This is a genomic window from Fibrobacter sp. UWT3, assembly GCF_900230125.1.
In the GTDB taxonomy this organism is placed as follows: Bacteria; Fibrobacterota; Fibrobacteria; order Fibrobacterales; family Fibrobacteraceae; genus Fibrobacter.
In genome coordinates this window covers 761,247-785,278 of the sequence record NZ_OCSS01000003.1, presented here as the reverse complement: position 1 = coordinate 785,278, position 24,032 = coordinate 761,247, and the positions used below count along the sequence as shown (strand labels likewise).

Here is a 24,032-nt window from a genome sequence, read left to right as displayed (position 1 = left end):
CCGGAAACGGAATCTACATATAGGAATAAACATGGATTTTTCCGCAATTATTGCCGAAGAACTGAAGCTCGAAGTATGGCGCGTCGCTAAGGCGCTTGAACTCATGGACCAGGGGGGCACGGTCCCCTTTATCGCCCGCTACCGCAAGGACCAGACGGGTACGCTGAACGAAATTGAACTGCGCGACATCAGCCACCGTCGCGACTATCTGCAGGAACTTGCCGACCGCAAGGAAACGGTGCTCAAGAGCATCGAGGAACAGGGCAAGCTCACTCCCGAACTCAAGGCCCAGATCGAGGCCTGCAAGGACAAGACTCTCCTCGAAGATATTTACGCCCCGTACAAGCCCAAGAAGCGCACCCGCGCGACCATCGCGAAGGAACTCGGTCTTGAACCGCTGGCTCGCCTGATGTGGGCACAGGAAAATACCGGCAACACCGCCGAAGAAATCGCCCGCATCTACCTCTCCGAAGAGAAGGGCCTCGCCGACCCGAAGGCCGCCCTCAAGGGTGCCGCCGACATTCTCGCCGAAGAGGTTGCCGACAATACCGAATTCCGCCAGTACCTCCGTGCCAAGATGGAAAAGACCGGCGTGATGGTTTCCAAGGTCAAGAAGGATTTCGAGAAGCAGGAAACAAAGTTCAAGGACTATTACGACTTCAGCGAGCCGGTCAGCAAGATTCCGAGCCACCGCATGCTTGCGCTCCGCCGTGGCGAAAAGGAGAAGGTGCTGCGCCTCACCATCGAAGTGCCGAACGAAGAAATGGTCGGCTACCTCAAGACCCAGATTATCAAGGGCGAAACGACCTGGACTCCGTACCTGGAGGCCATGTGCCAGGACGCCTGGGAACGCCTGCTGCAGCCGAGCATGGAAAGCGAAGTGCGCCTGATGCTCAAGGACGCCGCCGAAGAGGAAGCCTTCAAGGTGTTCAGCAAGAACCTGCAAGACGTTCTGCTTGCCGCCCCTGCCGGTCACAAGGCCGTGCTCGCTCTCGACCCGGGTTTCCGTACGGGCTGCAAGGTGGCTGTGCTCGACGAAAACGGCAAGTTCATGGATCATGGCATTATCAAGCCGCATGAACCGTGGAACGACAAGGCCGGTGCCGCTGTGTACCTGATGCAGCTCATCGACAAGTACAAGATTGACCTCATCGCCATCGGTAACGGTACCGCGAGCCGCGAGACCGACGCCTTCTGTGGCGAGATGGCCCTCAAGTTCAAGGGCAAGGTTCCGCCGCGCGTTATCGTGAGCGAAGCCGGTGCTTCCGTTTACAGCGCAAGCATGATTGCCATCCAGGAATTCCCGAAGGAAGACGTGACGACCCGCGGCGCGATTTCGATTGGCCGCCGCCTGCAGGACCCGCTTGCCGAACTCGTGAAGGTGGACCCGCAGTCTATCGGCGTGGGCCAGTACCAGCACGACGTGAACCAGCGCGAACTCAAGAAGCGCCTCGACGAAGTGGTGGAAAGCTGCGTGAACATGGTGGGTGTGGACGTGAACAGCGCATCCGCTCCGCTCCTTGCCCATGTGGCGGGCCTCAGCAATACGCTTTCGGAAGCCATCGTGAAGTACCGCGAAGAGAACGGCGCGTTTGCCAGCCGTGAAGACCTGAAGAAGGTGAAGGGCTTCGGTCCGAAGGCCTTCGAGCAGGCGGCGGGCTTCATGCGCATTCCGGGTGCCGAAAATCCGCTGGACGATTCCGCGGTTCACCCCGAAAACTACGCCCTCGTGGAACAGATGGCCGAGAAGGTCGGCGTCCCCGTGAAGGATATCGTGGGCAATGCCGAAGCGGTGAAGGGTATCAAGGTCGATGAGTTCCTCTCCGACGAGGTGGGTAAGGCTACCCTCGACGATATCGTGAAGGAATTGCAGAAGCCGAGCCGCGACCCGCGTAAGGAATTCCGTTATGCGAAATTCGATGACCGCATCAAGACCATCAACGACCTCGTTACGGGCAGCTGGATGGAAGGCGTGGTCACGAACGTGGCGAACTTCGGCGCGTTCGTGGACATTGGCGTTCACCAGGATGGCCTCGTTCACATTTCTGAAATCAGCGACAAGTACGTGACCGACGCGAAGGAAGTCCTGACCGTGGGCGATGTCGTGAAGGTGCGCGTGGTTGCGGTTGATGCGAACCAGAAGCGCATCAGCCTCTCGATGAAGCAGGAATCTACCGACGGTGTGGCAGGTGCGGGTGTGAGTGGCCCTCGCGGCCAGCGTGTCGGCGGTCCTCGCGGAAACTTCGGTGGCCGCGGCCGCGACAATGCTCGCGGCAATGCCCGCCCGCAGGGCGGCATCCAGGGCCATGCGACCATCGCGGACCTCAAGAACAAGATTGCGGGCAAGGATCGCCCGGGTTTTGCTCCCAAGAAGAACGTGGTTGCCCAGCCCCCGAAAATGAGCGCCCTCCTGAAGCAGATGAAGAAAGGCCGATAGCCGAGAGTCGCAGGAACAAGTGTTTGCGAGGTGAACGAAATGGAGAAAAACTTGTTTTTCGGCATTTCTGAACCGTAGCAAACAGATGCTGAAAGCATCAAAGAAACTTGTTCCTATGACCGAGGCGCCTTGCCTTGCGCTGCGAAGCTGCGCCAAGGCAGGTAGCAGCGCCAGGGTAGATAGTTTGGTTCTGTCATCCCCGCGCAGGCGGGGATCTCCCATTCAAATTCAGCCCCGCCTTGTGCGGGGCTTTTTCATATCAAAAAATTATTTTCTCGTTGCAAAGTAAACTTTTTTCTTACAAATTATTTGCATTGCGCTCTATTGAACTTTATTTTGATTATTTTATCTTGTATTGAAAGCGGAGATTTATGCCAGTGCAAGATAGCGGAATCAACAGGTATAGAGATTTTGTTCTAAAGAATAGACGTTCGATGAACGAGTCTATGGCCAAGATTCTGTTCTTCTGCGCCTTTGCGGGCCCGGCCATCGCGCTTGACCGTTTCCTGGGTTACTGTGAGGTCTCGTATTCGTCGTGTGTACTGATGAGCTTGGCCCTCATTATTCTTTCGTTTGGTCAAAAAATCCTGAACCGCTATTTCCCGCTTAGCCTGTGGACCGTTTTTTGGGGCTGGTTGGCTTTATGGGGGTCCTCACGTTCATGTGTACGGCGAAGGTGGGTGTCTATATTACCTACGCGCTTGTGCCCATGGTGAGCCTGTTCTATTGCGAAAAGAAAATTTACCTTATCAGCGTTGCCTTGAACTATGCGATGATTCTTGTGTCTAACGTGCTGGTGAGTGATTTCCGCTCCCTGGTCCGTAGTGATTTCCATGAGCCGCTGGATTGGTTCATTGCGGTGATGGGCGGCTATACGATTGAATCCATCGCGATTGGAATGGCGGGCTATTATCTGTGCAACCGCATATCTAATCACTTCAGGAGCATCTATACCAGCAATATCGTGCTTGACCAGAAGTACCGCGACGAGGAGCACAAGGACCGAGTCACGCGCGCGATTACCTCGCTTTACCAATGCGTGTATGTTGTCGACTTGAAGAATGATACGTACGAGGTGGTGCAGCGCGACCCCTTTGTCTCGGATGTCGTTCGTGACGAGGACAACCTGGCGACAAACATCGAGCGCGCTGTCTTTGCGCTTGTCGAGACCGAGGACAAGCTGCAGATGCTCGAATTCCTGGACTTGAAAACGCTGCCGGCTCGCTTGGATCAGCAGAGCCTGATTTTTGCGGAGTGTCAGGGGAAGTTGCATGGCAGGGTCCAGCTTTCGTTTATCCTTGTCGAGAGGGACGAAGAGGGACGGCCCGCTTCCGTCGTCTTCACCCTCCGCCAGGTCGCGTAATTTCTCCTAGTCATTCCGTTGTCATCCCCGACCTGGTCGGGGATCTTAGTTTTTTTTTTGACACTGTGTAGCAAAAATTTGCAGTTTAAACGCATTTTACACGCTTTTTTAATCAAAAACTGCATTTTTGTGTAAAAATAATGTAGTTTATGGGCATGAGTATCGCGCTGGAACATCTTTTTGATTACGATGACTTCCGCAAGTTCATGCAGGACTATTTCGAAGAGCAGAAGAAAATGCGCTCCGTGTTTTCGCACCGTTTCTTTGCGGCGAAGGCGGGGTTCAGCAGTTCCTCGTACTGCCTGAACGTGATTCGCGGGCGGTTCAACCTCACGCCGAAATCTATCGAGAAGATTTCGAAGGCGATGGATTTCGAACCCCTGCAAAAGGAATACTTCGAGGCGCTTGTGCAGTACAACCAGGCGCAGCAGGTGGACGAGCGCGACCAGGCCTGGAAGCAGATTCTGCAAATCCGCAAGCAGATAGAATTCACGCACATCACCACGCGCGAGCAGGCCTACTTCAGCAAGTGGTACTACCCGGTAATTCGTGAACTTGCGGCGGATTCGCAGTGGCACGGCGACTACCGCGTGTTGGCCCGCTCGCTTACCCCGCAGATAACCACGGAGGAGGCGCGCGATGCGGTGAAGAACCTGCTGGAATGGGGGCTCTTGCGCAAGCTCGACGACGGCCGTTACGTGCAGACCTCGCAGATGCTCGATGCTGCAGAAATCCCGCCGATTGCCCTCCGGCAGATTCGTCGCGAGTATATCCAGCATGCGATAGGCGCGGTGGAGTCGATGCCGAAGGATGAGCGTTTTGCCGCATTCACGACGCTTGCCATGAGCGAAAGTTCCTATAATTATGCTGTGGAAGTCCTCGAAGAAGCCCGCAAGAAGATTATTGCCCGTGCGTCCAACGACACGAACGTGGAACGCGTTTACGAGATGATGCTCGTGGCGTTCCCGATGAGCAAGAAGGTGGGGAAGGAGGCCGAAGGATGAATCGCTTGATTGTTTGTCTTAAAAAGCCTTGCCAAGTATGGGCGCTCGCCCTTGCCGCTTCCCTTGCGTTTTTTGCCTGCTCGAACGGGGACGACGTTGCGGGTGGCGTGACCGATATCGGGAATTCTATTGCGCGTGAACCGGATACGACAAAGATTGCGGGGACCGTTGTCGACATGCAGGGCAACAAGATGCCTGCCGCACGGCTCACGCTGTACTGGGATAACGGTTATGCGATTGAGGATTCGGTGGAAACCGTTGCCGATTCGAATGCGCAGTTCGAGATCAAGGTGGCAAGCGCTGACATGCACGGTTATCTGCAAAACGGGCAGACAACTGCCATCCAGTATGCAGATTCCGCAAGGGGCGTGATAAACGCGTTCGCGGGTGTTTATCTGTATGCACGGTCGGGTTCCCTTTCGGGTATCTCGCTTCCGCCGAGTGGAAAGGCGACCGAGGTTCGTATCGGTTCGCGCAAGGCCCTGCGCGGGAGCATGTCCGGCGTGGCTTCGGGCAAGGTTCACATCGGCGGGACGCATCTTAGCGCCGACATACAGGAAGACGGTTCGTTCAGTTTTGATTCTATCCCGCCGGGAATGCAGGAAGAATTAATTTATTCAGAAAGCGATTCCGTACTGGGTTACATTCCGTTTACCATACAAGATGCGGGCGATACCGTTGTCCTCCCGCAGCTTGAAAACTATGACGGATTCCTCTGGAACCCTGACCTGTCCCTGCTTGCAGATGCGTACGGGTTTAACTCTTACCATACCGATTATGTTGTTAGGTTCGATACCAGCCGCAGTGCGGTAAATATCAATATGACTGGTGACGAGCAGGTGTTCGGCCATAATGGAAAGCTGGCGGACAGCGTGGATTACGTGGATGGCGTGAATGGCAAGGCCGTACTGCTCAAACCGGGTCAGTATATCGACCTCGATACGCTCAACCCGACCGGTGGCGACTTTACGCTTTCGCTCTGGACCAAATGGAACGGCCCCAACGGTGAACATCAGGTGCTGTTCTGCCAGCGCGCTTACTGGAGCGATTCTACGTCAAGGTTCCAGTGGCACTACGAGGTAAATAGCGGGTCGTTTGCCGTGATGAAGAGCGTGCCGGGCAGGCCTGAGGCGGTGCTCTTCGGGGATTCTGCAAGCGTGCCTGTGGGCGAGTGGGCGATGCTCACGCTCGTGTCCAGGGACCACAAGGTAAGCATGTACGTGAACGGCAAGCCCGTAGCGATTGCGGGTAGCGAAGGTGCCGAATTTGCGGGCGAGTTCGTGCCGAACGAACTGACCCGCAGCGTTCCCTTCCGCGTGGGTGGCAACGAAGTCGAGACCGAGACTTGGAACGGGGCGATTGACCAGGTCAGCATCGAAACCCGAGCCCGTAGCCCCGAGTGGATAAGGGCGAAGTACGAGGCGTTGAAACCGGAATAACCGTTTTCTTGGAGAGTTGCAAAAAAAGAACCCCGTCATGAAGACGGGGCTTTAAAAGTTTTCAGTAAGAGTGAAGATTACGGACGCCTCGTTTCACTACGGCGTCAATATCTCGGTATTACTCGTACTTGATCACGCCTGCCGGGCAGGAGTCAGCAGCGTCCTTGATTTCGCTTTCGTAAGCAGAATAGTCAACGCCTTCCTTGACCTTCATCTTCTCGGGAACTTCGAACACTGCGTCGCAAGTAGCTTCGCAAGCGCCGCAGGAAACGCACTCGTCGTTGGTTTCGTCGAGCCAAACTTTCGTGATTGCCATAATATACCTCTTGTGTCTTTGGTTGAATTATGGGTATAATATAATAAAAACATTGCCGCTGCGGCCTCTTTTTTTTATTTTTGCGCGTAATTTCACTGCCTTGCAAGGCAAAACTCGAGAGGAACAAACCGAGCGATGAAAAAAGTGGTTGTAAAAATTGGTGGCAGCCTGGCTATCGACGAAGCCAAGCTGGCTGATTTTGTGTCGGCAGTCTCTACCCTCCCCGGTAGTGGCTGTCAGGTGGCCGTGGTTCACGGCGGTGGCAAGGACATCAACGAAAACATTGCCTTGCTCAAGGAACAACCGACATTCATCGATGGGCTGCGAGTCACGACTCCCGGCATCATGAAGATGGTGGAGATGACCCTCTCTGGCCACGTGAACAAGAAGCTCGTGCGCATGCTCCTGAACAACGGCTGTGGCGCCGTCGGTATTTCGGGCGTAGACGCGAACCTGTTCCAGGTCGAAAAGAAGCAGGGCAAGGTGGACCTTGGCTTGGTGGGTGAAATCAAGAAGGTGAACCCGGGCATTGTGACCGCGCTCTGGGGTGCGGGGTTTGTTCCCGTGGTGAGCCCGATTTCTATTGGTCCTGACGCTAACGGTAACGGCGTGAGCTGGAACGTGAATGCCGACACGGCTGCAAGCGAACTGGCTGTGGCGCTCGAGGCCGACCAGTTCGTGCTGGTGAGCGACGTGCCGGGCGTGATGGACGAAAACAAGAATGTAATTCCCGAACTGAGCGAAGCGGACGCCGAAAAGCTGATTGAAGCTGGCGTCATCTCCGGCGGTATGATTCCCAAAGTCCGCGAGAGTTTCAAGTCGATTCGACGAGGACTCAAGAGTATCCACATCGTGGGTTGGAAGGACGCGGAACACTTTGGTAAACAAATTAATGGAGATTTAAACTATGGCACAATCTTGCGCTAACCTGCTCGAACAGGACAAACAAATTATCGCGCCGCTCTACGGCAAGGCAGACATCAACTTCGTGAAGGGCGAGGGCTCTTACCTCTATGACGACCAGGGCACTCAGTACCTGGATTTCGTGGCGGGTATCGCCGTGAATGCGCTCGGTCACCAGAACCAGGCCATCAAGGATGCGGTGGTGGAGCAGATGAACCACTTCAACCACATCAGCAACCTCTACCCGAACTACCCGCAGATTAATCTCGGCAAGGCACTCCTTGAAATCACTAAGTTCGACAAGGCATTCTTCTGCAACTCCGGTACCGAAGCCAACGAAGGCGCTATCAAGTTCGCACGTAAGTACTTCGACCGGAAGGGCGAAAAGAACCGGCAGAAAATCATTACCTTCGTGAACAGCTTCCACGGCCGTACCTTCGCAGCTCTTTCTGCGACGGGCCAGCCGGCTATCAGGGAAGGCTTCGGCTCCATGCCGGGTGATTTTGTGCACGTGACTTGGAACGACTGTGCTGCCTTGAAGGCCGAAGTCAACAAGGACACTTGCGCCATCATGCTTGAATCGCTCGCTGCCGAAGGCGGCGTGATGACGCTTTCTGCCGAGATGGTTGCAACGATCAATAGCCTGCAGAAGGAATTCGGTTGCCTCGTCATCGTCGACGAAGTGCAGGCGGGTGTGGGCAGGCTCGGAACCTTCCTCGGTTTCGAAAAGTATGGCCTGAATCCGGATCTCGTAACGCTTGCCAAGGGTATCGGTGGCGGTCTCCCGCTCGGCGCGGTTCTCCTGCGTCAGCACATTGCCGACCAGCTCAAGGCCGGTGACCACGGTACTACTTTCGGCGGCAACCCGATTGCTTGCGCTGCAGGTCTCGCTGTCGTGAAGCAGATTCCGGGCTTGTTGAAGAATGTCGCCGAACGCTCTGCCCAGATTAAGGCTGGCCTCAAGGCTCTCGTCGAGAAGTATGCATTCGCCAAGGAAGTCCGCGGCGAAGGTCTGATTCTCGGTGTGGTTCTTGATGAATCTATGCCGGTGGGTAACATCATTGCTGCCGCTCGCAACGAAAAGCTGATGGTCTTGAGCGCCAAGGGCAACGTGCTGAGACTCCTCCCGCCGCTGAATGTGAGCGCCGCGGAGTGCGACGAAGCTCTTGCAAAGCTCGGCAAGGCTTTCGCCAAAGCTGCCGCGAAGTAGCTTAAATGTCATTCCCGCGTAGGCGGGAATCTCCCATTTTTGAAAAAAGCCGCAACGAATTTCGTTGCGGTTTTCGTTTTTAAAGAGGAATTCTTACTGGCGCAAATCTGCGCGGTACCATTCGCTGTAGAGGTCATTTTCTCTGCCTGGCGGTAGTCCGTTCTCCTCGCATGTCCATGGAGAAGTTTCGATAAAGTCGGCATCAAACTGTGGCTCCAAATCTAGTTCCCCGGTGCAGTCCTTTACAAGGAAAACCTGTGCGACATCATCGCCCGTTTTGCATTTCCCGTTGGCAAAGATAAACGCAAATTTGGCCTGGCCGTATTCGATATTCGTCAAGAAGCTTGCTATCGATAGATACCCTGACATCGCGATGGTGTAAATGTCGCAGTGCTCAGGATTGAACCTGTTGCCGGTGATGGCCGATGTCATCGGGAAGTACTTGGCGATTTCGGCGGGCGAGGCTTCCTTGATGGTGAGCCCGCTGGTTGTAGTCGTGTCAATAACAACATCGCTTGTAGGCAAGATGCGGTAGGCGACTATGGAACTATCGAACGAAAGTTCAGCGGAAATGTCCGCGAACTGCTCCGCATGTTTTTCTAGGGTAAACGAGGCCGTATCGATAGGCTCGCCCTTTTCGCTTGCGTCGATGTGGTCGATGGGGTTATGCCCCGGAGTCCAGTAATCTTCGATGGGGTCAAAGTCCGAAACGTCTAGTTTGCCGGCGGTAATGTCGGTGCAGACGCTTTCGGATTTCTTTACGAAGTCCTGGATAAAGCGGTTCGTGTCGAGAGCAGTCGAGGAATCCCGTTTTACATGGCATTTCTTTGTCCCGTCAGCTTCGGCCTCGGAACATTCCATGGTGACGTGGCTGAAATCGGCGCAGAAGGCGTACAAATCCCCCTTCGATGTGCAGAACCCCCTGTAACCGCCTTGTACGATGATTTTCGGGTTGGTGTTGCATGCTCCCTGGAACTCTTGGAGGATGCTGTCGCAGGCTGCCCCGACATTGTGCATTGTCAATGTCTTTAGGATGTAGCCGTAACTTGAGGCCATCTTGAATTTCGCGTTGAAGGACTGGTCGCCTGCGGTGCAAGTCGCTGCCGCTCCATGTTCCTTGTCGTAGACTTTGATGTCAAGGCTATCCACGTCACTGCTTAGGGAGGCCGGTTCTGTCTCGAATGCGGTGATTTTTGAGTAGAAGGTGAAATCCTCGTCTGCACCGCAGAGAGGGGTGGTATTGCTGCTGCCTTGCTTTGCGAAACAAAGATCTGTGAGTTCGGGAATGACGGGCATGCCGCCTTCAAAGACGATGGAGTCGTTGTCCGCAATGGTGTTCGGGTCGACGGTTGCCCCGGCGGTCGACGGCTCGTCCGAGGAACAGGCTGCAAGCGCGACTAGCGCGATGCTCCCAGCTGTGATAAGTTTCTTGTTAAGCATGGTGCTCCTCCTTCACCTTGCCCGTGCAAGGGAAAAATTGAAAATTGATTCGGTAGACCTGGTTCAGGTCTTTGTACTCGTTTGCGATGTCGACGACCTTCTTGCAGCAGTTGCTCACTTCTTCAACAATGCGGCTGTAGGCCTCCTCGCATACGCCGAGGGTTGCCCCGGTAATGAACCGTTCGCTTGCGCTGTAGCGGTCCACTGCACGTACGGCCATGTTGCCCATCTCCTTGTGCATCGCGCGTATGGCGATGGGGAGGGCCTCCTTCGACCCGATGACGGTCTGTTCCGTTTGCGAGTAGATTTTTTCTCCGTCCTTCTTCAGGAATCCGGCCTTCACCAAGAAGGCGAGGATGTCGCGGACTTCTTCTGCCGAAACATATTCCTTGCATTCGTCCGCAATTTTGCGCGGCTGTGCTCCCGGCATCATCGGCGCAAGTTCGCGAATTACCGGGTACTTCCAGGATTCGTAATACTGGAAGGCGTCCGCATCTACGACGCGTACCCTGTGCTCGCGGGCGATGCGCTCCATCTCGAGCAGGGCCGCCTTCTTGTCGCTGTCCTTTGTCGCGTTCCCGTAGGTGACCATCAGCCCGAAGTATTCCGCCTCGAACCCGGCAAGCCCCATGGCCTTTGCGACCGGGGCGATCTTGATTTTGCTCAGGCTGCTTTGCCCCGTGCAGACGAGTTTCAGGAAGTTCGGCGATGTGAACCCGGCGAGCTTGCAGAATTCGCGCCACGAGAATGCTCCGTGACTTTTACGGTAATCGTAATAGTCCTGCATGTAGGCGCGGTAATCTTTGTATTCGAGAATCGGTTTCATGCTTTTAAAATAGGTTTCTTAATCCCGGAAGTCAATATTTGAATTATACAAAAATGAAGAAATTTCTGTAAAAATGGCAAAATTTTATAGAATTTTTCAATTTTTATTTCTGAATTATACAATTCGTATTATTTGGAGCAAAGTGTTGCTTTTTGGGTTCAAAATAATCTACATTAGCAAGACAAAGAGACACAATTCACAAAAGGATACAATATGGCAAACAAGTACGCCGGAACCCAGACCGAAAAGAACCTCCAGGCCGCATTCGCAGGCGAATCCCAGGCCCGCAACAAGTACACCTACTTCGCTAGCTGCGCCAAGAAAGAAGGCTTCGAACAGATTGCAGAAATCTTCTTGAAGACTGCCGAAAACGAGAAGGAACACGCCAAGATGTGGTTCAAGGAACTCGATGGTCTCGGCGATACCGCAGCAAACCTGAAGGCCGCCGCCGATGGCGAAAACTACGAATGGACCGACATGTACGAAGACTTCGCGAAGACCGCCGAGGCCGAAGGCTTCAAGGCTCTCGCCAACAAGTTCCGCATGGTCGCCGCCATCGAAAAGCGCCACGAAGAACGCTACCGTGCCCTCCTCAAGAACGTGGAAACCGCCGCCGTGTTCGAAAAGAGCGAAGTCAAGGTGTGGGAATGCCGCAACTGCGGCCACATCGTCGTGGGCACCAAGGCCCCGGCCGCATGCCCGGTGTGCGCCCACCCGCAGTCCTTCTTCGAAGTGACCGCTGAAAATTACTAATAAGACCGCTCGTTCGTCGTCTCGGGTGAGGCCCCTCCGGTTTCTCACTCGCTCTCGCCTCCGCCACTGATTAATATCAGTGGCTCCGGCTCACGAAAGACCGCTCGTTCGTCACGAATGACCATTCGTTTTGAATGTTTCCATCCCCGGTTTCGGCCGGGGGTTTCTTTTTTTCTAAATTTATGGGGCTAACAATTCCATAATGAGGTAAAAACAAAAAATGGCAAGAGCATTGATTATCGGTTGTGGCGCTGTCGCCACGGTTGCTATCAAGAAGTGCTGCACGGCAAGCGAAGTGTTCAGCGAAATCTGCATCGCTAGCCGCCACCGCGAAAACTGCGAGAAGCTCGCCCAGGAACTGCGCCCGAACACGAAGACGGTCATCACGACTGCCGCCGTGGATGCGGACAAGGCCGAAAATGTCTCTAAGCTCATCAAGGAATACAAGCCCGACCTGGTGATGAACATCGCGCTCCCGTACCAGGACCTCGCCATCATGGACGCTTGCCTCGAATGCGGCGTGAACTACATGGACACGGCGAACTACGAGCCCGAAAACATCGACGATCCGGAATGGCGCAAGGTCTACGACAAGCGCTGCAAGGAACAGGGCTTCAGCGCCTACTTCGACTACAGCTGGCAGTGGGCTTACAAGGAAAAGTTTGAAAAGGCCGGCCTCACGGCGTTGCTCGGCTCGGGCTTTGACCCGGGTGTTTCTCAGGCCTACTGCGCCTACGCTTTGAAACACCAGTTCGACACCATCGAAGAAATCGACATCCTCGACTGCAACGGCGGCGATCACGGCTACAAGTTTGCGACGAACTTCAACCCCGAAATCAACCTCCGCGAAGTTTCCGCTCCGGGCAGCTACTGGGACACCGACGCTAACGGCAAGGGCCATTGGGTCGAAATCCCGGCCATGAGCATCAAACGCGAATACGTGTTTGACGAAGTGGGCAAGAAGGACATGTACCTCTTGCACCACGAAGAAATCGAATCGCTCGCCCAGAACATCCCGGGCGTGAAGCGCATCCGTTTCTTCATGACATTCGGCCAGAGCTACCTCGACCACATGCGCTGCCTCGAAGACGTGGGCATGCTCAGCACGCAACCGATCAAGTTCCAGGGCCAGGAAATCGTGCCTATCCAGTTCCTCAAGGCTCTCCTTCCGGACCCGGCAAGCCTCGGCCCCCGCACCGTCGGTAAGACCAACATCGGTTGCATTTTCAAGGGTACCAAGGACGGCAAGCCGAAGACCTACTACCTCTACAACGTGTGCGACCACCAGGAATGCTACAAGGAACTCGGCAGCCAGGCTATCGCCTATACTACGGGCGTACCGGCCATGTGCGGCGCCATGATGGTGCTCACCGGCAAGTGGAACAAGCCGGGCGTGCATACCGTGGAAGAATTCGACCCGGATCCGTTCATGGAAGCCCTCACCAAGTACGGCCTCCCGTGGAAGGAAAACTTCAACCCTGTTCTCGTTGACTAGAGAGACTCAGAGCAATGAAAAAATGGCGCATTGACGATTCCCGCGACTTGTATAATGTCAAGGGTTGGGGCGTGAACTTCTTCGATATCAACGAGAAGGGCCACGCGACTGTTCATCCGCTCAAGGAAGGCGGCCCGGACATCGACCTGTACGAACTTGTGCAGGAACTTTCGCTCCGCGACGTCTCCACCCCGATGCTGCTTCGCTTCCCGGATATCCTGGACAGCCGCATCGAGAAGATAAACGAGTGCTTCAACAAGTCCCGCACGGAATATGGTTTCAACGGGAGCTACTACAGCATATTCCCGATTAAGGTGAACCAGCAACGCGCCGTGCTCGAAGAAATCGTCAGCCACGGCAAAAAATACAACATCGGTCTCGAGGCCGGTTCCAAGCCGGAACTGCATGCGGTGCTCGCGAACATGGACAACCCGGATTCGCTGATTATCTGCAACGGCTACAAGGACGAGGACTTCATTGAACTTGCCCTCCTCGCGCAGAAGATGGGCAAGAAGATTTTCATCGTCGTCGAGAAGATGAACGAGCTCCACCTGGTGGTGGAACTTTCCCGCCGTATCGGCGTGCGCCCGAACATCGGCATCCGTATCAAGCTGGCAAGTTCCGGCAGCGGCAAGTGGGAAGAATCTGGCGGATATCACAGCAAGTTCGGCCTCAACAGTTCCGAACTGCTCGAAGCGCTGGACTACATCAAGCAGGAGAAGATGGAAGACTGCATGAAGCTCATCCACTTCCACCTGGGTAGCCAGATTACGAACATCCGCCACATTAAATCGGGCCTGCGCGAAGTCTCGCAGTTCTATGTGCAGATTCGCAAGATGGGCATGAGCCTTGAATTCGTGGACGTGGGCGGCGGCCTCGGTGTGGATTATGACGGCACCCGCAGTTCCAATGCGAGCTCGGTGAACTACTCCATCCAGGAATACGCGAACGACGTGGTGTATGCCATGTACGAAGCCTGTGAAAACGGGGGCGTGCCGCACCCGAACATCATTGCGGAATCGGGCCGTGCTCTTGCGGCGCATCATTCCATTTTGGTGTTCAACGTGCTCGAAACCGCCGGCCAGGCGTTCTTCGACGAGAATACGCACGAGATTGACGACGACGCTCCCGATGCATTGAAGGATTTGTACGGCATCTACAAGGGACTTACCCCGAAGAACCTGCTCGAAAGCTGGCACGATGCTATCCAGCTGAACGATGACGTTCTGAACGGTTTCAAGGTGGGCGATTACGACCTGCCGACGCGCGCCATGTGCGAACGCCTGTTCTGGAGCATCGTGCGCAAGGTGGACCAGCTCGCGAAGGATTTGCGCCATCCGCCTTACGAACTCAGCGAACTCCCGCGCTTGCTCGCACAGAAGTATTTCTGCAACTTCAGTTTGTTCCAGAGCCTGCCCGACAGCTGGGGCGTGGACCAGGTTTTCCCGCTCATGCCTATCCAGCGCCTGAACGAGGAACCTACGGTCGAGACGACTATCCAGGATGTCACTTGCGACTCCGACGGAAAAATCGATATGTTCGTCCGTGGTGGCGACGTGAGCCGCACGCTCCCGCTGCATGAACTCAAGAACGGCGAACCGTACTACATCGCGGTCTACCTCGTGGGCGCCTACCAGGAAATCCTCGGCGACTTGCACAATCTCTTTGGCGATACGAACGCAGTCCATATCGTGTGCAACGACAAGGGCGGCTACGAAATCGACAAGGTGATTGACGGCGAATCTGTGGAAGACGTGCTCGACTACGTGAACTTCAGCGACAAGGCCCTTGTGCGCACCATGGAAAACTGGGTGTCGCGCTCCGTGAAGGAAGGGAAGATTAGCCTGCAAGAAGGCAAGGAATTCCTGAACATCTACCGCGGCGGCCTTTACGGGTACACGTATCTGGAATAGACCGTGATTCACGAAATCGCGCCACATAAATTGCATAACGAGTTCCGGGTTCAAAGCCCGAAGCCGTCGGATTTTCTTGTCGTTTTTTTCGGGGACAAAAGCCTTCTCAAAAAGAACGGCGTTTCTTTTGAAATTCCCAAGATAGAAGATTTCAATCAGGGAAATATCCCGTGCCATTACCTTTTCAGCATTGACGATGCGGCGTATTTCCTGGCGGATTTAAGCATTTCGAAGGAACTGGTGGAATCCGCGTCGGACGATTATGTCCTTTGCCCGGCACGCACGTACCGCTATATGGGCGATCCGCTTTTGCGCATGGGCGGCGCTACCGCCGCGCACATAGCTCACTGGGAATCGCTCAACAGGTTCTGCGGCCGCTGCGGAAGTGAAATGACCCGTAGCGAAAAGGAACGCGCAGTAGTTTGTCCTAAATGCAGGAACACCGTGTACCCGCGCATCTCGCCGGTCGTGATTGTGGCTGTCCGCAATGGCGACAAGCTCCTGATGGCCCACAACATCGATAACCCGAACCCGCGACTTTTCCTCATCTCGGGTTTCGTGGAAGTGGGCGAGAGCCTCGAGCAGGCCGTGCACCGCGAAGTTTTGGAAGAGGCGGGCCTCCGCGTGAAAAATATCCGCTATTTCGGAAGCCAGCCGTGGCCCTTCAGCGACTCGCTCATCGCGGGCTTCACCGCCGAACTCGACGGCGACGACACCATCCACATGCAAAAAGAAGAACTCTCCGAAGCCATGTGGGTTAAGCGCGAAGACATTCCCGAGTACGAGACTGACGTGAGCATCAGCTGCTGCCTCATCGAGAACTTCAGGCGCGGATTTACGCTGGAATAACTTGAATATTCCAATATGGAATAATGGGGAAATACGCGAAATAAAGAGGCTTGTTTCGCCAAATAAGCCGTTGCCCTATTGACATTATATCTATTTGAGTGTAAATTTAATGATATGAAACAAGTTGCTTGCAAGAAGTCGCGTGTCCGTTCCTCCTGTGCGATATGGAAGGTGTTCATTTGTGCAGTAAGTAGACTTTCTCGTTTTTTCCGACAACATTTCGTTTTCCCCTTATTGCGCCGCGATTATTTGCGTTCGCATTTTTTGGACCATGCAGGAGTTTAATAAGAGGGTAGCATAAGCTACTATATTCATTGCGCAACCCCAAAAAGGTAAAACAATGGCAAAAGTCAACTACAACTCCGAGACAAGGGAACAAGTCATCAAACTGGTCCTGAAAGGCGAAAAGTCAGCAAACCAAATAGCCAAGGAACTCGGAATCGGGCCCAATACAGTCGGTCGGTGGGTAAACGAGTACCGCAAGGAACACAACCTGCCGAGCTACCGCGAGGAACGGCGAATCCGCAAGGTGTCCGTCGAGGAACTCGCCGCCAAGAACAGGGAACTGGAAAAACTCCTGAAGAAGCGTGAAAAGGAGCTTGCGGACGAGAAGGAGACGGTAGAGATCCTAAAAAAATCCCTGCACATCTTTATGCGACCACACGACTGAAATGCGAGGCGATACACGTGAACCGCAAGAAATACTCAGTCAGGAAGATGTGCAGAGCCCTAGGAATACCGCAGTGTTCCTACTACCAGTGGTCGCGCCAGCAGGAAAAACGTGCCGAGAAGAAGGCCCGCGAAGAACGGCTTGTCCAGAAGGTCCGCGACACCTTCGAAGAAAACCACCGCGTGTACGGTTGCCCGAAGATGCTGGCGGCACTCCAAGACAAGGGTGTCGAGGTAAAGGTGTGGAAACTGCGCCGCATCATGCGCGAGAACGGGCTCTATCCGGTCACGCTCAAGAAATGGAAACCCTACCGCAAGGGCAAATGTGACTCCATGTACAGCGAGAACCTGGTGCAGCGTAAGTTCGATCCCGACAGCCTGAACGCCGTCTGGGCCGGCGACATCACCTACGTCAAGACTACGCTTGGCTGGGTGTACCTTGCCGTGGTGTTGGACCTGTGTAACAAGGAGGCGGTGGGCTACGCCGTAAGCAAGAACATCGACACGGAACTTGTCAAGCGCGCGTTGTCCAATGCCATCATGCAACGCGGCCATCACGACGGACTAATCTTCCATTCCGACCGCGGCGTGCAGTACAGTAGCATGGGTTACCGCACGATGCTCTCGGAGAACGGGATAACGCCCTCGATGAGCGCACCGGGCTGCCCCTACGACAACGCCTGCATGGAAAGCTTCTTCGCTAGCTTCAAGAAGGAGATGGCCTACAGGCGTGACTTCAAGGACATCGAAGACGTGCGGGAGGCCGTTTTCAGGTACATCGAGCTGTTCTACAACCGGAAACGGCTCCATAGTTCGCTCGGTTACATGACACCGGTGGAATATAGGCTGTCAAAACAGGCTGCCTAGACCACAAGGGTATACCACTTAACAAGAAAAAAGGATATATTTTAACTTAACCGGTAATGAATATGGTTGTTCATGAACCCACTATTAAAAAACCTACAAATCCACTCGTGAAGCCGCGCCGCGATGGCCGCAAGATGTTCTATTCGCTCGATGACGAGCATATCGGGCTCATTTTCAATACGGGCCTCACGCACATTCTCCACAAGAAAGGAAAGTAGACATGGATTCCTTCGTCGATATCATTAAGGTCTTTGTACATGAGTTTATCACGCTGTTTTCCGAGATGGCGCCGTTCCTGCTGCTCGGTTTCTTGCTTGCGGGCATTTTGCACGTGTGGGTGCCTAACCACCTGTACGTTCCCAAGATTTCCAAGTCGAATTTCAAGTCGGTGCTGTGGGCGGCCCTGTTCGGTGTGCCGCTCCCGATTTGCAGCTGCGGCGTGATTCCCACGTCGATTGCTCTCCGGAAGGAGGGGGCGAGCAAGGGGGCGAGCGTGAGTTTCCTCATCTCGACGCCTGCGACGGGTGTGGATTCTATCCTCGCGACGTATTCGCTGCTCGGGCTTCCGTTTGCGATTTTGCGCCCGATTGCGGCGTTTACGACGGCGCTTTTCGGTGGCGTGCTCACGAACATCGTGTCTCGTGGGGAAGATGCTGCGGTGCATGGCGAGGCTCACCCTGAAACTATCGACTTTGACGACTGCGATACCGATCATCACTGCGGTTGCGGCCACTGCGACCCTTCGACGGGCTCAGGGACCGAATGCGTCGAACATGACCATCACGATCATTGCGGGTGCGGCGAACATGGCTGCGGTTGCGAATCGCGCGATGTGCACCACATGTCTTTTGGCCAGAAGGTTGTGGAGACTTTCCGCTACGGGCTCGTGAACATGGTGGGCGACGTGAGCAAGTGGCTGCTCATTGGCCTCTTGCTGGGCGCCTTGATTTCGGCGTTTGTCCCGAACGAGCTCTTCCTTGCCCTGCGTGAATATCCGCTGCTCTGTATGCTTGCCGTGCTCATGCTCGCGATGCCGATGTACACGTGTGCGACGGGTTCCATTCCGCTTGCGCTTGCGCTCGTGGCGAAGGGAATTACTCCGGGGGCGGCCCTCGTGCTGCTCATGGCGGGGCCTGCGACGAGTATCGCGAGCATGCTTGTGGTGGGGAAAGCGTTTGGCAAGCGGACTCTCGTGGCATACCTCGTCTCGATTGCGGTCGGCGCGATTGGCTTCGGGCTGATTGTCGATACGTTCTTCATGGACACCTTCCTTGCGGCGATGCTCCCGCAGGGTGGCGCGGAATGTCATGGTCACGGGGCGCTAGGCGTGTTTGACTATGTATGTGCGGGCCTGCTCGCAGCATTCATGATCTACGCGAAGTTCGGGCACAAGGGCTGCGGCTGTGGGCACGAACATGGTGGACATTGCGGGTGCGGCCATGACCACGAAGGAAACTGCTGCCACGAGCACGAAGAGGAATGCGATGAATGCGTTCTCGTGACTTACCGCGTGAACGGCATGAGCTGCAGCCACTGCAAGGCGTGTGTCGAGAAGGCGGTTCGCGTGCTGGACGGCGTGGAATTTGCCGAGGCCGATGTCTCGAAGAAGGAACTTCGCGTGGAATGGCACGACGTACACGATATCGATGAAGGTGCGCTCAGGAAGGCGGTGGAAGAAGCCGGCTTCGAGTTCGGCGGGAAGGTTTAAAGAGAAGATGCCCGGCCAAGCCGGGCATGACGAGAACCTATTTCGCGCGGAGTGACGTTTATACTATTTCGCGCGGCTGGCGAAAATCTCGAAGTCTTCGGGAGTGGTGAGCTTGTCGTTCGCGGCGTTGCCCTTCACGATGTAGACGCTCTCGCCGAAGTATTCGAGGATGCTCGCCTCGTCGGTGGGCGTGAAGTTCAGGGGCTCTGCGGCGATGCGCGCGTAGAGCCTTTTCAGTAGCGCGATGGAGGCGGCCTGCGGGGTCTGTGCCATCCAGACGGTATTGCGGTCGATGGTGGATTCGACGCGCCCGTCCTTCGCAATCTTGATGGTATCGACGGCGGGCTTTGCCACAAGGCAGCTGCCCTTGGTTAGAAGCGTTTCGCACACGTCGCGGACGATTTCCCTGCTCACGAAGGGGCGTGCCACGTCATGGACCAGAACGAATTCCGCGTTGCTCGTAAGTGCGTTCACGCCGTTTTCGACGGACTGCCAGCGTTCCGCACCGCCCACGACAATCTTCATTTTGCAGGCAATAAGTTCGCCGAGCTTGCCGGAGTGTTCGCTGTCGAAGATTTCCTTTTCGAAATGATCCTTCCAGTCGGCGGGTACGGCCATCACGACTTCTGCGATTTCTTCCATCTCGAGGAAAGTCTCGAGGCTATAGCGGTAGACGGGCTTGCCGCCCAGGAGCATCAGCTGCTTGGGAATGTTGCCACCCATGCGTTTGCCAAGGCCCCCTGCGGGGAGGACTGCCGCGAATCTGCCTTTCAAGTTCTGCATGTCGGTAAAGATATAAAAGTATTGGAAGGGTGAAAGGGGCGAAATTTTATTTCGCATACGATTTAGAATCGGCGAATCCCTTGACTGTCAATGAGTTACAAATGTTTGTAAATATTTACATTATGCGGCATGCTTTTTACTTTTTTTTTTATATAGATTGCTCATGTAAACATAAGCAAAAAAGGAAGATGAATGTCTCAAGTACATATTGAAACGTGTCCTGGCTGCGGCGCAAGAGTGCAGATAAACCAGAAGGAATGTGAATGGTGCCATGGCCCGATTATCGTTACCACCATGTCCGACATATTCAAAATGACGGCTGCGAACGTTAGCAAGTATTCAAAGTCCTACGAGAGCAACCTGACCGAAGATCCTGATAGCGCCGAGCTGAACAACTCGCTTGGCTTCTGCTACCTGAAGATGGGCTTCTACGACAAGGCCCTGGAAAAGTTTGATAAGGCCATCGAGCGCGACCTGAACAACCCTGAAACGTATCTCTATGCCGCGGCATGCATCCTTGCGGGAAATAAGCCCTTTGTGACTCCCCGTAAGGATATCGATAGGATCGAGACGTATATCAATGCGGCTCTGATGATTGAAGAAAGGGGTATTTTCCGGTACTTCCAGGCCTATATCAAGCACGACTTCTTTAAGCGCAAGTTCCTGAATACATCTCCGAAATGGGATGAATGCCTTGCGCAGGCAAATGCGGACGGTCTTTCGCCCGCCGATGTCGAACAGCTCTTCACAATATTAAAGCAGGAAATCCCTTCTGTTTTAAAACTTTCCTAAACTACAAAGGAGCATATTATGGGATTGCTAAATCTTCTCGGAAAAGGTGGCTCGGAAGAAGGACTTGCGGGTGAACTCTTCAACATGGAGTACCGCAAGAACGTCTTCAGAACGGATGACCAGAGAATGGCCGCCTTCTACTTCAGCGACGAAAACCTGGCTGAGCCCAAGGGCTGCTTTGGGAAGAAGGAAGAAAAGGAGGAAGGAAAGGGCTGCTTCAAGAGCAAGATGCCCACTGTGGAAACCCGTCCGTACTTCGATGACGACAAGAAGGGCTGCTTTAGCAAGAAGTCCAAGCATTTCCTGTCTGATGCCGATTACGATGCCCTCGTGCAGAGAATCGTTGAAAAGGAAGACTTCAGGGCAAAGGCCTTGGAAGCTCTTCAGGTGGACGAGACGGAAGTCGCAGAAGCCGACCCGATTCATTTCGCGGGCTACATCTTTGACGATGCCAAGTTCAAGCTGGGCGACGACTTCTTCGTCCGTTCTACGGGCTGGAAGGAAACCTGGGTGTTCTTCAGCAAGACCTCCCTGCTGGCATACCAGTGCGTGTTCTATCTGGATGGCAACAGCAAGAAAGAAACGACATTTGAATACCAGTACAAGGACATTACGTCTGTGAAGGTGACCGAATCCCTTGACGAAACGATCGACAGGGAAGGCCGCTGGACGAAGAAGAGCTGCTTCTTTGAAGTCGTTGTCCCTGGTGACACGATGTCCTGTGCCTACACGGTTACGTCGGAAGAACAGGTTAATGGCGTCAAGGCCATGAAGGGCATGATTCGCGACAAGAAGAACAACTAAGGAATAGATTGGGTGAGCTCAACCCCATGCGCTGGGGTTGGGCTCTCTATTTTTTGCATGTTTGAGAATAAGGCCATACATCCTGTTCTGGAGGATGGTGAAGAACCGCCAAGGAAGACGGAAGAAGAGATCGAAGCAGAAGACTACGTGCTGAACAAGGTCCTGGTGCGCCCGCATGTCACTATTTTTACCATGCTGAAGTGGTGCTTGATCTTCCTAAGTTCCGTTGTTGGGTTGACGAGCGTTTTATTTTACCTGTTTGACCATTACCTGGAACGTGTGCTTACTGTTGCACAGCAGGAAATGTCAGCAAACCCCGAAAGGTTTTTTCTTGCTCTGGCATTGTTCTCGTTCCTGATAATGCTGTCGTTCTTTTTGAAAACTTTTTTGATAGGGCTTGTGCACGTCTATCAGCGCTTTTCGCCAGAGGAAAAACGCCGGTCGTGTCTCTTCAAGCCCACCTGCTCCGAATATGCCGTTCTGGCATTGAACAAGTATGGCGTAATGCGGGGTGTGCCAAAAATCATTGACAGATGTCGAAGATGTCATGGCAACAAGTATAGGATTGATTATCCGTAATCGTTTGAACAACAAAAAAAGGAAGAAACATGGGACTGTTTTCTAGAAATCCGAATGAAGCTGCCTACGCAGGCGGAAAGAAACATTGGGTTGATGTCATCAAGAATACCGGCGATGGCAACCTGCTACTTTGGCGCCAGCCGGAAGAAGACTTTAACACAAATTCGACCCTTATCGTGATGCCTGGTGAAGAAGCCATCTTCGTGAACCAGGGCGTAATCGAACAGGTCTTTGAAAATGGAACCTATAAGCTTTCGACCAACAACTATCCTTTCCTGAGCCGCCTGAGGAACGCCCTTTCCGGTGGTATCAGCACCTTCAACTGCGTGGTCTATTTTGTCCGCAAGGCCAGCAGCGTTGAAATCAAGTGGGGTACGGATTCGCCCATCCAGGTACGCGATAAGGTCCTCCAGATTGCAACGAAGCTCCGTGCCCGCGGCTCCTACAAGATCCAGGTCGACAATTCGGCAAAGTTCCTGGAGACTATCGTCGGTAACAACATCCAGTGTGCCACACAGGAGGACATGAACAAGTTCTTCATCACGCAGTTCCAGAGCAAGATCAAGTCTGCTGTGGCTAAGGAACTGAGCGCAAGCGAGACGGAAGTTCTTGGGATTGACGCTCGTCTTGACGAGTTCTCCGAGCTTATCCAGCCCAAGGTCCATGAGCTTCTGCAGGCTTACGGCCTGAAGTGCGCTGCTTTTGCGATTGCGGCAATCGACATCGACGACGAGAACGGCCTGCGTGAAAAGTATGACCAGATTGGCATGAAGCAGATCGAGACCATCAGGGGCGCACAGGCCCAGAAGGTAGCCCTAGATACGCTGGGCATTAACTGGGCCCAGCAGCAGTCGGCAGAAGTGCTTAAGGCGATGGCGTCCAACCCCGGAAACGTTGCCGGGCAGATGGGTGCGGGCCTTGGCATGGGCGTCGCTGCTGCTGGCGCTTTTGGCAATATGGCCGCCCAGATGTTCAACCCGAATATTGCGCCGGGCATGCAGCCTGGAATGCAACCGGGCATGCAGCCTGGTATGCAGGCGCCTGCTCCCGCATCGGCTGCAGCCGCTCCGGATCCTATGGAAACGCTCGCTAAGCTAAAGAAGATGCTTGATGCCGGGTTGATCGAACAGGCCGAATACGATGCCAAGAAGGCTGAAATTCTAAGCTCGATGTAATAGAAGGAACTCTGTTATGACGAAGACACTTTCACTTATTGTAAGCCTGGCGTTTCTGGTCGCTTTCAATATCATCTTCTTCTTTGCGACGGGGAGTGACCATTCGGCACCCGTGTGGACCTGCTACGCCTTTCTGCACATCGCCTGCATAGCGACCCTGGTCGTTCCGGTGGTTGAAGCGAAAGGGAAGACGGCGTACGAGTCCAAGCTCACGTCTCTTTCAATAGCATATGCCTACTATGCGGTTGAGTTTGTCCTTATGCTGGCGGTTCTGGCGTACGAGATGCTCATCGACAAGGAATTTGGCAATATAGTCGTCTTGCCGCTTCAGGTGATTGTGACGGTTGCCTGCGTTGTCATTCTTGCATCGAACTTGCTTATGAACGATACGATCGCTAAGAAGCAGGCCGTGCACGATGCCCAGAACAGCTTCATAAAGACAATCTCTTCAACACTGAAGTATATCGAGTCCATTGCTACTGACCAGAAGCTGAAGGACAAGATCAACGATGTGTATACCATTGCGCATACAAGCCCCATCAAGACTTCTGAAAGCGTGAAGGTTCAGGAAGATGAAATCGTGGGCCTGCTCAGTGAAATTGAAGGGAAGGTGGAAGCAAAGGACGATGCTGCAACCCTAGAGCTATTGGAAAAGGTTGTCAAGCTCCTGAATAAGCGAAACTTTGTCTTGAAAGCACAGCATTAGG

23 protein-coding genes are annotated in these 24,032 nt (G+C 54.0%); 19 read left to right on the top strand and 4 right to left on the bottom strand.

Annotated elements, in window-relative coordinates; translation table 11 throughout:
• The first annotated feature begins 31 nt into the window (after positions 1-31).
• From CRO08_RS14900 to CRO08_RS14885, 4 genes are all read left to right on the top strand, one after another.
• Positions 32-2,437, top strand: coding sequence for a Tex family protein (locus CRO08_RS14900; protein WP_097036830.1), 2,406 nt, complete (start codon positions 32-34; stop codon positions 2,435-2,437).
• A gap of 613 nt (positions 2,438-3,050) precedes the next feature.
• Positions 3,051-3,800, top strand: coding sequence for a hypothetical protein (locus tag CRO08_RS14895; RefSeq protein WP_141398410.1), 750 nt, complete (start codon positions 3,051-3,053; stop codon positions 3,798-3,800).
• A gap of 155 nt (positions 3,801-3,955) precedes the next feature.
• Positions 3,956-4,804: a TIGR02147 family protein gene (locus CRO08_RS14890; RefSeq protein WP_097036976.1), complete on the top strand. Its 849-nt coding sequence runs from the start codon at positions 3,956-3,958 to the stop codon at positions 4,802-4,804.
• Complete coding sequence (locus CRO08_RS14885) at positions 4,801-6,243, top strand: LamG domain-containing protein (protein WP_097036828.1); 1,443 nt, start codon at positions 4,801-4,803, stop codon at positions 6,241-6,243. Before CRO08_RS14890 ends, CRO08_RS14885 begins: the two co-directional genes overlap by 4 nt.
• Positions 6,244-6,361: 118 nt before the next feature.
• Here the strand turns inward: CRO08_RS14885 and CRO08_RS14880 are convergent, their stop codons facing one another.
• Positions 6,362-6,559, bottom strand: coding sequence for a ferredoxin (locus CRO08_RS14880; protein ID WP_097036827.1), 198 nt, complete (start codon positions 6,557-6,559; stop codon positions 6,362-6,364).
• Between the two features lie 135 nt (positions 6,560-6,694).
• On the opposite strand from CRO08_RS14880, the gene argB reads away from it, so the two are divergent.
• Both argB and CRO08_RS14870 read left to right on the top strand, forming a co-directional pair.
• Entirely contained in the window at positions 6,695-7,486 is a 792-nt protein-coding gene (gene argB / locus CRO08_RS14875) for an acetylglutamate kinase (RefSeq protein WP_073115270.1), read from the top strand.
• Positions 7,467-8,672, top strand: a complete 1,206-nt coding sequence (locus tag CRO08_RS14870; protein ID WP_097036826.1) for an aspartate aminotransferase family protein — start codon at positions 7,467-7,469, stop codon at positions 8,670-8,672. Before argB ends, CRO08_RS14870 begins: the two co-directional genes overlap by 20 nt.
• A 93-nt stretch (positions 8,673-8,765) precedes the next feature.
• Here the strand turns inward: CRO08_RS14870 and CRO08_RS14865 are convergent, their stop codons facing one another.
• Complete coding sequence (locus CRO08_RS14865; protein WP_097036825.1) at positions 8,766-10,112, bottom strand: hypothetical protein; 1,347 nt, start codon at positions 10,110-10,112, stop codon at positions 8,766-8,768.
• Positions 10,105-10,938 (bottom strand): TIGR02147 family protein, encoded by an 834-nt coding sequence (locus CRO08_RS14860; RefSeq protein WP_097036824.1) that lies wholly within the window; start codon positions 10,936-10,938, stop codon positions 10,105-10,107. Before CRO08_RS14860 ends, CRO08_RS14865 begins: the two co-directional genes overlap by 8 nt.
• Before the next feature lie 213 nt (positions 10,939-11,151).
• On the opposite strand from CRO08_RS14860, the gene rbr reads away from it, so the two are divergent.
• The 8 genes from rbr to CRO08_RS14825 all read left to right on the top strand — a co-directional run bounded on the left by rbr (position 11,152) and on the right by CRO08_RS14825 (position 19,192).
• On the top strand, positions 11,152-11,691 hold the full coding sequence (gene rbr, locus CRO08_RS14855) for a rubrerythrin (protein WP_097036823.1): 540 nt from the start codon (positions 11,152-11,154) through the stop codon (positions 11,689-11,691).
• A gap of 220 nt (positions 11,692-11,911) precedes the next feature.
• Positions 11,912-13,186, top strand: a complete 1,275-nt coding sequence (locus tag CRO08_RS14850; RefSeq protein ID WP_073188957.1) for a saccharopine dehydrogenase family protein — start codon at positions 11,912-11,914, stop codon at positions 13,184-13,186.
• Positions 13,187-13,200: 14 nt separating this feature from the next.
• Positions 13,201-15,099, top strand: coding sequence for a biosynthetic arginine decarboxylase (gene speA / locus CRO08_RS14845; protein WP_097036822.1), 1,899 nt, complete (start codon positions 13,201-13,203; stop codon positions 15,097-15,099).
• A 3-nt stretch (positions 15,100-15,102) separates the two neighbouring features.
• On the top strand, positions 15,103-15,948 hold the full coding sequence (gene nudC / locus CRO08_RS14840) for an NAD(+) diphosphatase (protein WP_097036821.1): 846 nt from the start codon (positions 15,103-15,105) through the stop codon (positions 15,946-15,948).
• 340 nt (positions 15,949-16,288) lie between these two features.
• Positions 16,289-16,618 carry a transposase gene (locus tag CRO08_RS14835; RefSeq protein ID WP_073321178.1) on the top strand — a complete coding sequence of 110 codons (330 nt, stop codon included), beginning with the start codon at positions 16,289-16,291 and terminating at the stop codon, positions 16,616-16,618.
• Between the two features lie 17 nt (positions 16,619-16,635).
• On the top strand, positions 16,636-17,484 hold the full coding sequence (locus tag CRO08_RS14830; RefSeq protein WP_176495117.1) for an IS3 family transposase: 849 nt from the start codon (positions 16,636-16,638) through the stop codon (positions 17,482-17,484).
• Positions 17,485-17,540: 56 nt separating this feature from the next.
• Entirely contained in the window at positions 17,541-17,702 is a 162-nt protein-coding gene (locus CRO08_RS17095; RefSeq protein ID WP_176495170.1) for a hypothetical protein, read from the top strand.
• 2 nt (positions 17,703-17,704) lie between these two features.
• The gene (locus CRO08_RS14825; RefSeq protein ID WP_097036820.1) at positions 17,705-19,192 is read left to right on the top strand and encodes an SO_0444 family Cu/Zn efflux transporter; all 1,488 of its coding nucleotides are present in this window, start codon (positions 17,705-17,707) and stop codon (positions 19,190-19,192) included.
• 63 nt (positions 19,193-19,255) lie between these two features.
• Here the strand turns inward: CRO08_RS14825 and ispD are convergent, their stop codons facing one another.
• Positions 19,256-19,975 carry a 2-C-methyl-D-erythritol 4-phosphate cytidylyltransferase gene (gene ispD, locus CRO08_RS14820; RefSeq protein ID WP_097036819.1) on the bottom strand — a complete coding sequence of 240 codons (720 nt, stop codon included), beginning with the start codon at positions 19,973-19,975 and terminating at the stop codon, positions 19,256-19,258.
• A 192-nt stretch (positions 19,976-20,167) separates the two neighbouring features.
• Between ispD and CRO08_RS14815 the strand changes: the two genes are divergently transcribed.
• From CRO08_RS14815 to CRO08_RS14795, 5 genes are read left to right on the top strand one after another with little or no spacing between them, the layout of a single operon-like run.
• Complete coding sequence (locus CRO08_RS14815) at positions 20,168-20,767, top strand: tetratricopeptide repeat protein (RefSeq protein WP_141398409.1); 600 nt, start codon at positions 20,168-20,170, stop codon at positions 20,765-20,767.
• Between the two features lie 18 nt (positions 20,768-20,785).
• Positions 20,786-21,571, top strand: a complete 786-nt coding sequence (locus CRO08_RS14810; protein ID WP_097036818.1) for a hypothetical protein — start codon at positions 20,786-20,788, stop codon at positions 21,569-21,571.
• A gap of 57 nt (positions 21,572-21,628) precedes the next feature.
• Positions 21,629-22,150: a membrane protein insertion efficiency factor YidD gene (yidD, locus tag CRO08_RS17185; RefSeq protein WP_217990598.1), complete on the top strand. Its 522-nt coding sequence runs from the start codon at positions 21,629-21,631 to the stop codon at positions 22,148-22,150.
• 29 nt (positions 22,151-22,179) lie between these two features.
• The gene (locus tag CRO08_RS14800; protein ID WP_097036817.1) at positions 22,180-23,325 is read left to right on the top strand and encodes an SPFH domain-containing protein; all 1,146 of its coding nucleotides are present in this window, start codon (positions 22,180-22,182) and stop codon (positions 23,323-23,325) included.
• A gap of 16 nt (positions 23,326-23,341) precedes the next feature.
• Positions 23,342-24,031, top strand: a complete 690-nt coding sequence (locus CRO08_RS14795; RefSeq protein WP_097036816.1) for a hypothetical protein — start codon at positions 23,342-23,344, stop codon at positions 24,029-24,031.
• The last annotated feature ends 1 nt before the right edge of the window (position 24,032 follow it).

Bases quoted from the DNA above. Each gene is read 5' to 3' on its own strand.
- CRO08_RS14890 (WP_097036976.1), top strand. From the start codon at position 3,956: ATGAGTATCGCGCTGGAACATCTTTTTGATTACGATGACTTCCGCAAG.
- CRO08_RS14880 (WP_097036827.1), bottom strand. From the start codon at position 6,559: ATGGCAATCACGAAAGTTTGGCTCGACGAAACCAACGACGAGTGCGTT.
- CRO08_RS14815 (WP_141398409.1), top strand. From the start codon at position 20,168: ATGTCTCAAGTACATATTGAAACGTGTCCTGGCTGCGGCGCAAGAGTG.
- CRO08_RS14800 (WP_097036817.1), top strand. From the start codon at position 22,180: ATGGGACTGTTTTCTAGAAATCCGAATGAAGCTGCCTACGCAGGCGGA.
- yidD (WP_217990598.1), top strand. From the start codon at position 21,629: ATGTTTGAGAATAAGGCCATACATCCTGTTCTGGAGGATGGTGAAGAA.
- CRO08_RS17095 (WP_176495170.1), top strand. From the start codon at position 17,541: ATGAATATGGTTGTTCATGAACCCACTATTAAAAAACCTACAAATCCA.
- CRO08_RS14900 (WP_097036830.1), top strand. From the start codon at position 32: ATGGATTTTTCCGCAATTATTGCCGAAGAACTGAAGCTCGAAGTATGG.
- ispD (WP_097036819.1), bottom strand. From the start codon at position 19,975: ATGCAGAACTTGAAAGGCAGATTCGCGGCAGTCCTCCCCGCAGGGGGC.
- argB (WP_073115270.1), top strand. From the start codon at position 6,695: ATGAAAAAAGTGGTTGTAAAAATTGGTGGCAGCCTGGCTATCGACGAA.
- CRO08_RS14825 (WP_097036820.1), top strand. From the start codon at position 17,705: ATGGATTCCTTCGTCGATATCATTAAGGTCTTTGTACATGAGTTTATC.
- CRO08_RS14850 (WP_073188957.1), top strand. From the start codon at position 11,912: ATGGCAAGAGCATTGATTATCGGTTGTGGCGCTGTCGCCACGGTTGCT.
- CRO08_RS14835 (WP_073321178.1), top strand. From the start codon at position 16,289: ATGGCAAAAGTCAACTACAACTCCGAGACAAGGGAACAAGTCATCAAA.
- CRO08_RS14870 (WP_097036826.1), top strand. From the start codon at position 7,467: ATGGCACAATCTTGCGCTAACCTGCTCGAACAGGACAAACAAATTATC.
- CRO08_RS14885 (WP_097036828.1), top strand. From the start codon at position 4,801: ATGAATCGCTTGATTGTTTGTCTTAAAAAGCCTTGCCAAGTATGGGCG.
- CRO08_RS14865 (WP_097036825.1), bottom strand. From the start codon at position 10,112: ATGCTTAACAAGAAACTTATCACAGCTGGGAGCATCGCGCTAGTCGCG.
- speA (WP_097036822.1), top strand. From the start codon at position 13,201: ATGAAAAAATGGCGCATTGACGATTCCCGCGACTTGTATAATGTCAAG.
- CRO08_RS14795 (WP_097036816.1), top strand. From the start codon at position 23,342: ATGACGAAGACACTTTCACTTATTGTAAGCCTGGCGTTTCTGGTCGCT.
- CRO08_RS14810 (WP_097036818.1), top strand. From the start codon at position 20,786: ATGGGATTGCTAAATCTTCTCGGAAAAGGTGGCTCGGAAGAAGGACTT.
- rbr (WP_097036823.1), top strand. From the start codon at position 11,152: ATGGCAAACAAGTACGCCGGAACCCAGACCGAAAAGAACCTCCAGGCC.
- CRO08_RS14860 (WP_097036824.1), bottom strand. From the start codon at position 10,938: ATGAAACCGATTCTCGAATACAAAGATTACCGCGCCTACATGCAGGAC.